The following is a 13,190-nucleotide window of genomic DNA, read 5'->3' as shown; positions in this document are numbered from 1 at the left end:
ATAACTATTGAAAGTCAAGAAATAGAGAACCCGCATATTAATTTAGTAGGAACTTAATATGAAGATAACGTAAAAAAATGTCGTTTTTTGTGGAAAACTATTGCATAAACATTAAGATTTTGTTAAGATAATTTCTGTTAGCAAATTGCGGGTGTAGTTTAGTGGTAAAACCTCAGCCTTCCAAGCTGATGTCGTGAGTTCGATTCTCATCACCCGCTCCATACATATGTGTTTCAACGCAGTGTTTCGTTTCTTTGAAAACGAAGCATTGCGTTTTTTAATGTGATTGAAAGTTTTTCGTTTGATTACATTGTTGGGATCCAGCGTCTAGGCAAAATCAAGCACAAATGAATATAAATTGCCCATTCATTTGATACCTGCATTTTGCCTATAGGTCATTCGGTACTGCAATAGAAAGCCTGAACCTGTATTCCTTTACTCAAAGTGTTCTGAACAGTTTATGTAATAATTTCAATATCTGCTTCACCACCATGTATTTGTGTAAACATTTCCGCCAATGATGACAGTAGTTCATTTCGATCCTTTTCTTCCATGGATGGCTCTAAATAGATGATTTGCACGGCATTTTTCGTCTCTAGTGTGACGGCTGTTCTCTTGGAATCGACAAAAGGGCTTCCAAATGCACCCGTTTCGTCAGCGGTTACAAATTTATGCTGCATATTGACTTCGCGATTGTTAATGGCTAAATAATGATCAGTCTCGGTGCCTATTCTGAGTTCTATCTTTCCATTTAATTTGTCACTATCATAAATGCCAAGCGGGATTTCGTATTGCAATGAAAAGAAATTGTTGAGGTCTGCAGCTGAATGGACAGTTCCTATGTATTGCTGTTTTTTGATTCGGCGGTATAATGCTTCATTAGATGGGCGGTAGCGGTTAGGATCTGTCCCGATTTTTTTGAAAAGCTCTCTCCATATTTTGATACCTGGCAGTTCATTTATATTTTTCTCTTCAAGCTCAAAAAAGAGGGATTCTTGAAATAAGCGGAAACGTCCTTTTAACATTTGAGGTGAGTCACTTACTTCAATATTTTTGTAGTGAATGATTCCAAGCTTAAAATGAGGTATGATGTCTTTTATAGAAGATGAAATTTCCATTTATTATCCCCTCCACAGTTTGTTTGATCTATTTTAACATAATATAATGGCGGGAATGCCAATACGATTAAAGTCTTGACTAGAAAGGAGGCTCTTCAATGGATTATCAAGCATTAAAAAAAGACGTGATTCAGTATAGTAAAGAGATTGGAATCGATAAAATCGGATTTGCAAGTGCAGATATTTTTGAAAGCTTAAAACAGCGGCTGCTTGTGCAGCAGGCACTGGGCTATCAATCTGGGTTTGAAGAACCAGATATTGAAAAAAGGACAAATCCTGAGCTGCTTCTGCCGAAAGCACGTTCCATTATCGCAATTGCCCTTGCCTACCCTTCGAAAATGAAAAATCCTCCGCGAAGTACAAAGGATGATCGCCGTGGTATCTTTTGCAGAGCTTCCTGGGGTCAAGATTATCATACGGTTTTGCGGTCGAAGCTAAAGCAGCTGGAGGAGTATCTTCAGGCATGTGCGCCTGGAGCAAAATCGAAATCAATGGTTGATACAGGCGAGCTTTCTGACCGGGCAGCAGCTGAGCGGGCAGGGATTGGCTGGAGCGGGAAGAACTGTGCAATCATCACACCAGAGTTTGGTTCTTATGTGTATTTAGGAGAGATCGTTACGAATATCCCTTTTGAGCCTGATACACCAATGGAGGATCGCTGCGGAAGCTGTAATAAGTGTGTGGATGTCTGTCCAACAGGAGCATTGGTTCAGGGAGGACAGCTGGATTCAAATAAATGCATTGCTTTTCTCACGCAAACAAAAGGGTTTTTGCCTGAACAATACCGTTCCAAAATTGGAAACAGGCTATACGGCTGTGATACGTGTCAAACCGTTTGCCCAGAAAACAAGGGCAAAGATTTCCATCTTCATGCTGAAATGGAGCCTGATCCAGAAATCGCTAAGCCAAAATTAAAACCATTATTAACAATGAGCAATAGAGAGTTTAAGGAAAAGTACGGGCATGTATCCGGTTCATGGAGAGGCAAGAAGCCGATTCAGCGCAATGCTATTCTTGCGCTTGCACACTTTAAGGACACAACTGCTCTTCCGGATTTAACAATGCTGTTGCATAAGGATCCGCGTCCTGTTATTCGAGGGACTGCAGGATGGGCGATTGGAAAAATCGGGGATGAGAACTATAAAAAAGAGCTTGAGCTTGCTTTGGAAAAAGAAACTGACGAAGAAGCTGCCAAGGAAATTGAAAAGGGGTTAAACATGATTAATAAATAGGCTTGTTCTAATCATAGGCTTTACTATCGGCTCTTTTCGTAAATGTAACATATTAAACAAGGCAATCGGTGATTTGCCGTTAGCTTTAAGACTTTAGTTCTCACTTCTCACCTCAAGAGACCTTTTTTTCTCAAGAGGAAGTAAAGTTTTGCGAAAACTGCCTTACTATTATATAAATGGTAGGTGAACCTATGAAACAGGCAATAGCTGAGCTTCTGGAAAGCAGGCTTGAACGTTTAATCAATCGAAGAGAATCTGAAAGCTTAAGAATGATCGATGATATGCAAAAGGTTGAAAATAAATATGAGCTTTTAAAACGGAGAAATGTAGACCTGATGAAAGGAAAGGTAAGGGTCTCCATTCAAAAAGTCGCCGATTCTTCAAGGACCGAAAAAGAAATTGAGTATAAAGCACATTATCAATTTTTATATAATGATCATGCGAAATTATATATAGAAGAAACTGTTGAAAATAGAAAAGCTTTATTTTATTTGGAAGAAATTATTTCTGATAGGGAGCTTCCTTTTCCTTTTCAAGAAGCAAGTGCTGAATTGGAAGCTGAAGAGGAGGACTTTCCAAGAACCAATTTTCACTATGATCGGCTGGCTGCTGTTCAATATGCTGAGCGGTGGTGGGATAGTGAAAATCCCGCCTACAAAAACTTCGATGTGAATTGTACGAATTTCATTTCGCAATGTCTTCATGCAGGCGGGGCTAAAATGAGGGGGTATCCTAATCGGTCCAGCGGCTGGTGGATGCAGAATAATAATTGGAGCTATAGCTGGACAGTCGCTAATTCGATGCGAATGTTTCTGCCGCAGTCAAAGACTGGTTTACGGGGACGAGAGGTTTCTACCGCACAGCAGCTTATGCCAGGGGACGTTATTGCCTATGATTTTCAGGGGGACGGCAGGTACGATCATACGACCTTTGTTGTGGCGAAGGATAAAAGTCAGATGCCGCTTGTCAATGCCCAAACCTATAACAGCCGAATGAGATATTGGTCGTATGAGGATTCAACTGCCTATACGCCTAATATTAAATATAAGTTTTTTCATATAATCGATGATTCCTCGAAAAAATAACAATGGTATACTATATAACGGATATAGAAATAGATGAGGTGAAGGTTTTGGGACTACATGTAGTATTATATCAGCCGGAAATTCCAGCGAATACAGGGAATATTGCCCGTACATGTGCAGCAACAAATACAACTCTGCATTTAATCCGTCCGCTCGGATTTTCTACAGATGATAAAATGCTTAAACGGGCAGGATTAGATTATTGGGAGTTTGTAACGGTCATATATTATGATTCTTTAGAAGAATTATTTGAAAAAAACCAAAATGGAGAGTTTTTCTTCATTACGAAATTTGGGCAAAAGCCGCATACAACATTTGATTACAGCAGCCTTGATCAAGATTATTTCTTTATCTTTGGCAAGGAAACAACAGGTCTTCCAAAGGATCTGATTCAAAACAATTTAGAAAAGTGTTTGCGCTTGCCAATGACGGAAAATGTCCGGTCATTAAATTTATCAAATACAGCTGCCATATTAATTTATGAAGCACTGAGACAGCAGGACTATCCGAGACTTTCCTAAGAAAAATGCAATAGGAAGCCGTCGGAACTCAGAAAAAGAAAAAACGGCCTTCAGTACCTTGAAGGTCGTTTTATTTTTTCTTTCTTAATCCTGGTTTTCCGTCATAGCCCGCTGTAAATATGGATACTAAAAATGCTAAGCAGACGCCCATTAAAAGTGCCGTTTTCATGGTTATGCTCCTTTCGTGAAGAAAACTGTAAGTGAAGTGAGGTTTATTCGTATAGGAAGTACCGGTGAAGGCGTTTGCTGCAGAAAGGTTGCGATTTTTGCCTTCATATAATCATCCCCCAGAAAGTTCAGGTAAACCGTTCGGGCTTAATTATTCCGTCACCCAACCTATCTTCTTTGCCTGAAAATTGATAGCCTTTTCACTCTATTTTTTATTATAACCTATTGAATAGGACAAGTGAATGTTTCATAAGTTTTTTTCGAAAATTCAGCGTCTGCTTCTTTGAAGAATAGAACTGTTTTTCTTTAATAATTATCGCATGTTAAAGGACATCCTCGCATAAATTGTATTAATCTTGCCCTTTGTAACATCAATGATGGAGGAGGTCCTTATGGATATCTTAAAGAAAATTGAAAAGTATAGAGAAGAAGAACAACGCTTGAAGTGGGAAGGAACCTTCGTAGAGTATTTAGAGATTTTAAAAGAAAAACCGTGGGTTGCTCAATCCGCTCATTCTCGAGTTTACAATATGGTTAAAGATTCCGGTATTGAGGATATGAACGGATCAAGAAAATATAAATTTTTTGATCAGCAGCTATTTGGGCTTGAAGATGCATTAGAACGATTAGTGGAAGAATATTTTCATCCAGCTGCGAAGCGTTTAGATGTTCGTAAAAGGATTTTATTGTTGATGGGGCCTGTCAGCGGTGGGAAATCAACATTAGTATCCATGCTAAAAAGGGGTTTGGAGCAATATTCACTTACAGACCGAGGGGCGGTTTTTGCTATTAAAGGCTGTCCGATGCATGAGGATCCGCTTCATTTAATACCGATTCATTTGCGCGAGGACTTCTTTGAGGAATATGGCATTCGCATCGAAGGAAATCTTTCTCCATTAAATATGATGAGACTGGAACAGGAATATGGCGGCAGAATAGAAGACATGATGATTGAACGCGTCTTTTTCTCTGAAGATAAACGGGTAGGGATTGGAACCTTCAGTCCTTCTGATCCAAAGTCTCAAGATATTGCCGACTTAACAGGGAGCATTGACTTTTCAACGATTGCTGAATATGGATCAGAATCAGATCCGAGAGCCTACCGGTTTGACGGAGAGCTCAACAAGGCGAATCGCGGTATGATGGAGTTTCAGGAGATGTTAAAGTGTGATGAAAAATTTCTTTGGCACTTATTATCTTTAACGCAAGAAGGTAATTTTAAGGCTGGCCGTTTTGCATTAATTTCAGCGGATGAGCTCATTGTGGCTCACACGAATGAAACAGAATATCGTTCATTTATTTCGAATAAGAAAAATGAAGCCTTGCATTCCCGTATTATTGTCATGCCGATTCCTTATAATTTAAAGGTGACAGAAGAAGAGCGGATTTATGATAAGATGATTCGCGAAAGTGATGTGTCAGAGGTTCATATTGCTCCTCATACATTAAAGGTTGCGGCTATGTTTACGATTTTGTCTCGTTTAAAGGAGCCGAAGCGTTCGGACATTGATTTGGTGAAGAAGATGAGATTGTATGATGGAGAAAATGTAGAAGGCTTCAATAATGCCGATGTAAATGAGATGAAGAAGGAATATTCGGATGAAGGGATGAGCGGGATTGACCCGCGTTATGTCATCAACCGGATATCTTCAACGATCATTAGGAAAGAAGTGCCTTCTATTAATGCCCTTGACGTCCTGCGGGCGCTTAAAGAAGGACTTGATCAGCACCCATCTATTTCCAACGAAGATCGTGAGCGGTATTTGAACTTTATTTCTGTTGCCAGAAAAGAGTATGATGACATCGCGAAAAAAGAAGTACAAAAGGCATTTGTATACTCATACGAAGAGTCTGCTAAAACTCTAATGGATAATTATCTTGATAATGTTGAGGCGTACTGCAATAAAAACAAGCTTCGTGATCCATTAACAGGGGAAGAGATGAATCCAGATGAAAAGCTAATGCGTTCGATCGAGGAACAAATCGGGATATCAGAGAATGCCAAAAAGGCTTTCCGTGAAGAAATCTTAATCCGCATCTCAGCTTACGCACGAAAAGGTAAACGATTTGATTATAATTCACATGAACGTCTGCGGGAAGCGATTCAGAAGAAATTATTTGCTGATTTGAAGGATGTTGTTAAAATCACCACATCGACGAAAACACCAGATGAGCAGCAATTAAAGAAAGTAAACGAGGTTGTCGCCCGTCTCATCGACGAACACGGCTATAACTCCACCTCTGCAAACGAACTGCTCCGTTACGTAGGAAGTCTGTTAAACCGGTAAAAGAGAGATGGTGCCAGGCACCTTTTTTGCAAAAGGTGCCTGGCACCATCCTGTTTATTAAAGTTTTAAAGCGGGTATAGAGTAGTAATGAACCTAATAGAGGTGATAATGATGAGCAATAAAGATCAAAATAAAGAACATAATCAATCAGAAAATACGATGATCCGCAATATGAAAGACCTCCACGAACAATCTAAGATGATGGAGCATATGCGAACCAACCAAGAATTAGAAAAGGATGGAAAAGATCCAGATCCTAAGCAGCATAAAGAGGAAAAATAAGTAAAAAGGTGCCAGGCACCAAATTAACAATTTGGTGCCTGGCACCTTCTATTCTTTCGAGTGTATAAAAATACATTTATGGGCAATAAAGGATACTTGTCTATTTTGAGACGACTAAGCCCAATTTTCGAAATTCTTTGTCAATAAATCCATTTTGACGCATAGGATAAAGTAATCTCTATTAAAAGATTGTTTTTTTGGAGAAATGTTCATTCAAGGTAATGTATGTTAACTTTCGGGAAAGTGTGCATAAAAAATGAAAAAAAATTTCTGGAGGGGGAAATAAAATGTCAAAAGGAAATGCTCAGAACTTCGCCATATCGAATGAAGATTGGTCCCTCCATCGCAAAGGCCACGATGATCAAAAACGACATCAAGAAAAAGTCCAAGAGGCGATTCGAAATAATTTACCTGATTTAATCTCCGAAGAAAGCATCATCATGTCTAACGGAAAAGATGTTGTGAAAATTCCTATTCGCTCATTGGATGAGTATAAGATTCGTTACAACTATGATAAGAATAAACATGTGGGCCAAGGAGATGGGGACAGTAAAGTCGGTGATGTAGTAGCTCGGGATGGTTCAGAAGCAGCGCAAGGTCCAGGGAAAGGTCAGGGAGCCGGTGACAAAGCTGGAGAAGATTATTATGAAGCAGAGGTTTCTATCATGGAACTCGAAGAAGCATTATTCAAAGAATTAGAGCTTCCAAACCTTCAGCAAAAAGAACGGGATGAAAATGTTGTCGAAGATATTGAATTTAATGATATCCGGAAAACTGGATTGATGGGGAATATTGATAAAAAGAAAACAATGCTCTCTGCATACAAAAGGAATGCAATGCTTGGTGAAGCCAGCTTTTACCCGATTTATCCAGAGGATTTAAAATTTAAAACATGGAATGAAATAGTGAAGCCTGAATCAAAAGCTGTTGTGTTAGCAATGATGGATACCAGTGGAAGTATGGGGATTTGGGAAAAGTATATGGCGCGCAGTTTCTTTTTTTGGATGACACGTTTTCTGCGAACAAAGTATGAAACAGTTGATATCGAATTTATTGCTCACCATACAGAAGCAAAAGTGGTCACAGAGGAAGATTTCTTTTCTAAAGGAGAAAGCGGGGGGACCATCTGTTCATCTGCATACCGAAAAGCCTTAGAGTTAGTTGGAGAAAAATATCAACCAGCCCGCTATAATATTTATCCATTTCATTTTTCAGATGGTGATAATTTAACTTCAGATAATGCCCGGTGTGTCAAGCTTGTTGATGAATTAATGAAGGTTTCAAATATGTTTGGGTATGGAGAGGTTAACCAATACAACCGCCACTCAACCTTAATGTCCGCGTATAAAAACATCAGTGATGAAAAGTTCCGCTATTATATCCTCAAGCAAAAAGTCGATGTTTTCCAAGCCTTACGAAGCTTTTTTAATAAGGAAGAAGCTAAGAAGCAATATGCTTAAATTGTGTGAATATCCCGGGCAATATTTTGTCTGGGATATTATGCTTGCACACGAATTGTGATTTTAAAATATCAAGCCTTATAGAAATCCTTTTATTAAAAGTGCAGACTTTCATTTGGAACTCTGTTTTGACTTGCGCAGGGTTCAGTGGAACCAAAGAAGAGAGGTGAGGGATAACTTACCCGCAGCTATTCTGGAAAAGGAACACAGATTAAAGCGTCATATCCTTGGAACGGCCCTTATCCTATGGACCTATTTAATTATCAATGGGGAAATTAATGAACGAAAGACTAAATTCTAGGGCGTCCTGTCTCAGGCGTCTCTACTTGCACACTGTGCGTCGAACCTCCTATTGATGGAAGACGCACTTTATTTTTTCTCTATAATGTCTAATATCCACCATTTTAAATCAATCATTCGTAAATGATTAATATTTTTGTTAGTCCCTGTAACGATCATAGAAGTAAGTGAATCATCTTTGTGCATAGAACCGTGTGCGCCTCCACCAGTATGTTCTGGAGAGCTTTCTCCGATAAATTCGTAACCGGGTTTAGCGTCGACTATTAAAAAATTTCCTTTATGTGAATGTAATGCCCCATGTAATCTTGCAAGCCCATCTGGGTAACTTTTATAGGTAATATGATGATTATCCTTTATTTCTAGATCTAAAATTTCATTATTGCCTCTTATATCCCAGGTTTGATTATATAAATCTTTATAAGGTCCTTTAGGTTTAAAGTGTAATCCACCTTTGTGTTGCCCTGAAATGACTCGATTCATACCGTTTTCTTTCCAGGCTAGCCACGCAATTCTAGTGTCTCCCTGCAATTTTTGAGCAATATCTCTTATAGAAAAGTTATCCCCAAGATTATATATATATGCCATTCGTTCATTTGCTGTAATGGCAACCTCATCACTGTTTTGTGCATGCTCACCCAGTTTCAAAACTTTATAATTTGATAGAGCCTTTCTCAAGTCAATTAATGCTTCCTTTTTATTCTTTTTAACAGCTGACTGGCTGCTATCTCCAATGATGATCCAAATCATATTATCAAGAGCATTTTCCCACTTTGGAAAAACATCTAATACTTCCTGCAAATGTTTATCAAGTTTCTCTAATCCTTTCGTGGTCATTGGTCCTTTTCTATGAACCGAATAATCGTTTTCCGGCATGTACATAACTGTAAAATCAGGAAGTAAATTATTCTTGAAAAGATATTTTAGTTCTTGAACGGAAAATGCGTCATTTATTCCCACGCGGTTCAACAGATGTTTATTTTCTTGGTCTTGGCGAATAAAAGCTCCTAAAGACAACATTCTAGGTCCATTGGTTTGATATTGGTCAGGGATTGAGATTGTTTTTGCTAAGATATTTGGAGTATTAAGGATATGCTTATAATTTCCCCTGTAAACTAAAACATTTATTGAAGAAGTTTGTTTCCCTATTGTATCTAAATCTTCATGTATGGTTTTAGCATTCCGGCTAAGATCCACATTATTAAATTGATACAAGCTGTTTTGAGCAAATGGAGGAACGCCATATTTTATCATTTCTATAAAACCGTTCCCATAATTAATAACCCGTTGTTCATTATCCTTAAACCAGACAAGCCCGGGTATCTTGTGTTTGTCAGGATAACTGCCTGTTAGTAATGAACTGTCAATCGTAACTGACATCGTTGGATAAGAACTTACTAATTCTTTATTATATCGTCCATGTTTAAGAAAAAATTCCAATGCTGGAGCTTTTCCCTCCTGGATAGCTTTCTTAAAAGATTTGTCCATTAAAGAATCAACGACAACCAAAACAATTTTAGGCGATGCTTTGTCATTTGTATGAATAATATTTAGAGGTTTATGTAGATGTTTTGGACCAAAAAGGGAACAGCCAATTAGTAGAAATAATAAAAAAACAACAATTATTGACCGAAAGATCATTAGAACGCCCCCTTTGTTTCCTATTGTTCACAATTTCTTCTTTTTCATGATGGATATTTAAATTTTATGGACAGAACCCTCTAGAAAAAAATGAAAGCCCGCTCATTTGAGCAGGCTAATCAAAATCGATTACGGAATGGATTTTTATTGAACATCCGGAAAAACTCTTCGAACGGTTTCGTTAAATTCATCGAATAATCCCTCTATAGGGTCCCCTTCATTAACTCTATTTGCATAGTCATTCATTCTTTCTACAAAATCTGGGTTTGACGATACGTACACATTATCAATATCTTTATCGGTTTCTTTTACTTTATTAGAAATTTCATCCTTTAATTGAGCTCTTACTTCTCCTTTTGCTCCGTTATCTAAAACCACGGCAACAAATGCATTTTGATCTGTTACAAGAATGTTTGCAGATTTCACATCATCAAGTTCTGTAATCTTTTTTGTTGCCTCGTCAGCCACTTCAATCCTTGGCTGGTCACCGTCTGTATTATTTGCATTTCCATTATCTGTGTTGTTCATGTTGCCATTATCTGTATTGTTCACATTGCCGTTATCTGGGTTGAATCCAACATCTTCAGGGTTATTGTTTTGGTCGTTATTATTTGTTGCTTCATCATTTTGATTAGCTGCACATCCAAATAATAAAGCAAGTGAAAGTAAAGTGAGGGGTAATAATTTCAAAAAATTCACTTTAAATTCCTCCTTTAGTTTAGTTATCTAATAAAATAACCTAAATGCTGGAGTCTATGCATAAAGCATAATGATTTCTTTGTTATGTAAATTCATTTTAGCGATTTTGTTTCAAAATGACCTATACAACGAAAGAACCTTATGGACAGGCTTCAGTTAAAGCAATGGGTCCGGGAAAAAAGAACACAGACTAAAAAAATCGGTATGCTGATTTACCCACATCCTTTTGAAATCATCTAACCATTAGTGGGGATTAGGCTAAATTCTCTTGAGTACTGTCGGGCTACTTGTACATCTTGTGCGTCGTTTACATTATCCTAATTACCAACGAAAAGCTACACAAGAAAAAAATTATCTTGGAGATAATATAGGTATCTAAAAGCTGAATTGGAATGAAGGAGCAAATAATGGAGAGAAACTATGCAATAGACTTTATAAAATTTTTTGCGATTTTCGCTGTAGTTGTCATACATACGTTTCCGCTGGATAGCGTCATGGGATTTTATATGATTGATGCACTTTCAAGATTTGCGGTACCGTTTTTCTTTGTGGCTTCGGGTTATTTGTTTGGTCTAAAAATGATGAACACTAGAGAACATTTTAACTACTTTAGAAAATATATAATAAAAATCTTTAAAATTTACGTTTGCTGGCTCATTTTTTATGCCGCATATGATGTCATACTGATTCTTTTTAAATATAAAGGTTTTGAAATAAAAAAGGAGCTTATCAACTATTTTGATGAATTTTCATTGTTTAACCTTTTGTATTACGGAAAAGGTACTAGCGGATACCATTTATGGTTTTTAACAGCTTTAATTTGGAGTGTTCTTACTGTATTTATTTTTTTTAGATGTAAAAAAATAAATATGCTGTTCATACTAAGTTTTGTTTTGAACATACTAGGTTTGTTGGGGCAATCCTATACCATGTTCTTCGAATTCCCGGTTAGTACTAGAGATGCACTTTTTCTCGGATTATTTTATACAGCGTTAGGCTTTTTCTTTGCAGATCAAGTTAAGTGCAGAAAGCTGAAGAAGTTGAATGTCAAAACGTATTCGGTTCTCCTGTTTCTCTTAGCACTATTACAAGTAATGGAAGCATTCGTTTTAGATAAACTACTACCCGGAAGTCACGGAGAATATTTCCTATCAACTATTTTTCTTACAGCGTTTCTTTTCTACTTTGTCTTAACAAATAATCAGTCTGGAAAGGGATTGTTCGTTACAAAAATTGGCCGGAATTCTTTAGGGATTTATGTTATTCATGCTTTTATTATCAACGTGTTTAACATGGTTTTAGAAGCATTACACATAGATTTAGCTAATCACTTTTTATGGAATCTAGTGTACACCTTGTTTATTTTTATCATTTCGTATTTTGCTTATGAATTACTTCAATATGCCGAAAGAATAGTTAAGAAATGGAACCCTGTTCTCCTTTCATAATCCTTAATTTGTTCCGTCACAAAATAACATATGATTTGGAGCTATGATCATGAAACCATTTTTTGAATACCACTCAAAACTAGATCCTTTTCGTCTGTTTTCAATGGAGCACATTTTGACAATCTTGATCATTTTCATTTTATGTGTTCTATTGTTTGTATTTAGAAGCCAGATTAAAAGGCAAGAAAGATTCTTTCGTTTCACTTTGGTCATTATTTTACTAGGTGCAGATGTACTTTATCATTTCTGGCTGATGTATGAAAATGCATGGTCGCCAAAATCGGCATTGCCTCTTCATCTTAGTGATTTTGCTGTCATTCTCGCTATTATTATGCTGCTTACCAAAAGCTACAGACTGTTTCAATTCATGTACTTTGCCGGTATAGGAAGCTCCATTCAAGCGATTTTAACTCCTGATCTTGCCCGATTTTCATTTCCTCATTTTCAATATATAGAATTTTTTGTCTCTCACGGTGGGGTAGTACTTGCTTGCTTGTTTATGATCGTTGCTTATAATTATGAACCACCTATGCGTTCTTTATGGATAACGGTTATTATTGTCAACGTTTATGCAGGTTGCGTCTTTTTACTAAATAAGCTGCTTGGGGCGAATTACATGTACATGATGAAAAAACCAGGGGCCGCTTCTGTTTTAGATTTCCTTGGACCATGGCCGTGGTACCTTCTTTCACTGGAGCTGCTTATGATTGTAAGCTTTTACCTTCTGTATAGTCCGTTTTGGGTAAAGAGAAAAGATAAACAGAAGGACGAATAATTGCTGTTCTTATGGTTTTAAAAAATTTACATAGAATTGAGTAAGTATTTACGCTTAAAAGTAGGTTATTGTTGTCCAGCTCCAGGCGCCATCGGCTCCAGCCAAGCCGTCAAGAAGGTTAAAGAACAACCTTCTTGACGGCTCGTCTTATGCTTGTCGCCGATAAACGGGTGCCT

At 37.5% G+C, this 13,190-nt stretch carries 11 protein-coding genes and 1 tRNA gene; 9 read left to right on the top strand and 3 right to left on the bottom strand.

Annotated features, from left to right (window positions below):
- The first annotated feature begins 147 nt into the window (after window positions 1–147).
- Window positions 148–221, top strand: a tRNA-Gly gene (locus tag IC621_RS19115).
- 237 nt (window positions 222–458) lie between these two features.
- Here IC621_RS19115 and IC621_RS19110 read toward each other — a convergent pair.
- The gene (locus tag IC621_RS19110; protein WP_191160417.1) at window positions 459–1,118 is read right to left on the bottom strand and encodes a B3/B4 domain-containing protein; all 660 of its coding nucleotides are present in this window, start codon (window positions 1,116–1,118) and stop codon (window positions 459–461) included.
- 98 nt (window positions 1,119–1,216) lie between these two features.
- Between IC621_RS19110 and queG the strand changes: the two genes are divergently transcribed.
- From queG to yhbH, 6 genes are all read left to right on the top strand, one after another.
- The gene (gene queG / locus IC621_RS19105) at window positions 1,217–2,350 is read left to right on the top strand and encodes a tRNA epoxyqueuosine(34) reductase QueG (protein WP_191160415.1); all 1,134 of its coding nucleotides are present in this window, start codon (window positions 1,217–1,219) and stop codon (window positions 2,348–2,350) included.
- A gap of 191 nt (window positions 2,351–2,541) precedes the next feature.
- Window positions 2,542–3,435 (top strand): amidase domain-containing protein, encoded by an 894-nt coding sequence (locus tag IC621_RS19100; RefSeq protein WP_191160413.1) that lies wholly within the window; start codon window positions 2,542–2,544, stop codon window positions 3,433–3,435.
- A 2-nt stretch (window positions 3,436–3,437) separates the two neighbouring features.
- Complete coding sequence (gene trmL, locus IC621_RS19095) at window positions 3,438–3,956, top strand: tRNA (uridine(34)/cytosine(34)/5-carboxymethylaminomethyluridine(34)-2'-O)-methyltransferase TrmL (RefSeq protein WP_224752648.1); 519 nt, start codon at window positions 3,438–3,440, stop codon at window positions 3,954–3,956.
- A gap of 560 nt (window positions 3,957–4,516) precedes the next feature.
- On the top strand, window positions 4,517–6,412 hold the full coding sequence (locus IC621_RS19090; RefSeq protein WP_191160411.1) for a PrkA family serine protein kinase: 1,896 nt from the start codon (window positions 4,517–4,519) through the stop codon (window positions 6,410–6,412).
- 111 nt (window positions 6,413–6,523) lie between these two features.
- Entirely contained in the window at window positions 6,524–6,694 is a 171-nt protein-coding gene (locus IC621_RS19085) for a hypothetical protein (RefSeq protein WP_191160409.1), read from the top strand.
- Between the two features lie 287 nt (window positions 6,695–6,981).
- Window positions 6,982–8,154 (top strand): sporulation protein YhbH, encoded by a 1,173-nt coding sequence (yhbH, locus tag IC621_RS19080; RefSeq protein ID WP_191160407.1) that lies wholly within the window; start codon window positions 6,982–6,984, stop codon window positions 8,152–8,154.
- Between the two features lie 369 nt (window positions 8,155–8,523).
- Here yhbH and IC621_RS19075 read toward each other — a convergent pair whose 3' ends face one another.
- Both IC621_RS19075 and IC621_RS19070 read right to left on the bottom strand, forming a co-directional pair.
- Window positions 8,524–10,092, bottom strand: a complete 1,569-nt coding sequence (locus IC621_RS19075) for an alkaline phosphatase family protein (protein ID WP_191160405.1) — start codon at window positions 10,090–10,092, stop codon at window positions 8,524–8,526.
- 144 nt (window positions 10,093–10,236) lie between these two features.
- A complete protein-coding gene (locus tag IC621_RS19070) occupies window positions 10,237–10,791 on the bottom strand; it encodes a YhcN/YlaJ family sporulation lipoprotein (RefSeq protein WP_191160403.1) in 555 nt (184 codons plus the stop codon).
- 407 nt (window positions 10,792–11,198) lie between these two features.
- Between IC621_RS19070 and IC621_RS19065 the strand changes: the two genes are divergently transcribed.
- Window positions 11,199–12,239, top strand: coding sequence for an acyltransferase (locus IC621_RS19065; RefSeq protein WP_191160401.1), 1,041 nt, complete (start codon window positions 11,199–11,201; stop codon window positions 12,237–12,239).
- A gap of 49 nt (window positions 12,240–12,288) precedes the next feature.
- Window positions 12,289–13,014, top strand: coding sequence for a YwaF family protein (locus IC621_RS19060; RefSeq protein ID WP_191160399.1), 726 nt, complete (start codon window positions 12,289–12,291; stop codon window positions 13,012–13,014).
- Window positions 13,015–13,190 lie beyond the last annotated feature (176 nt).

It is taken from the genome of Metabacillus arenae (assembly GCF_014773385.1).
Taxonomy (GTDB): Bacteria; Bacillota; Bacilli; order Bacillales; family Bacillaceae; genus Metabacillus_D; species Metabacillus_D arenae.
Note: the sequence above shows the minus strand (reverse complement) of the source record. Positions and strands in the feature narration are given on the sequence as shown.

Coding starts and splice junctions, on each gene's coding strand:
- IC621_RS19100 (WP_191160413.1), top strand. CDS start 2,542: ATGAAACAGGCAATAGCTGAGCTTCTGGAAAGCAGGCTTGAACGTTTA.
- IC621_RS19110 (WP_191160417.1), bottom strand. CDS start 1,118: ATGGAAATTTCATCTTCTATAAAAGACATCATACCTCATTTTAAGCTT.
- IC621_RS19060 (WP_191160399.1), top strand. CDS start 12,289: ATGAAACCATTTTTTGAATACCACTCAAAACTAGATCCTTTTCGTCTG.
- trmL (WP_224752648.1), top strand. CDS start 3,438: ATGGTATACTATATAACGGATATAGAAATAGATGAGGTGAAGGTTTTG.
- IC621_RS19075 (WP_191160405.1), bottom strand. CDS start 10,092: ATGATCTTTCGGTCAATAATTGTTGTTTTTTTATTATTTCTACTAATT.
- yhbH (WP_191160407.1), top strand. CDS start 6,982: ATGTCAAAAGGAAATGCTCAGAACTTCGCCATATCGAATGAAGATTGG.
- IC621_RS19065 (WP_191160401.1), top strand. CDS start 11,199: ATGGAGAGAAACTATGCAATAGACTTTATAAAATTTTTTGCGATTTTC.
- IC621_RS19090 (WP_191160411.1), top strand. CDS start 4,517: ATGGATATCTTAAAGAAAATTGAAAAGTATAGAGAAGAAGAACAACGC.
- IC621_RS19085 (WP_191160409.1), top strand. CDS start 6,524: ATGAGCAATAAAGATCAAAATAAAGAACATAATCAATCAGAAAATACG.
- queG (WP_191160415.1), top strand. CDS start 1,217: ATGGATTATCAAGCATTAAAAAAAGACGTGATTCAGTATAGTAAAGAG.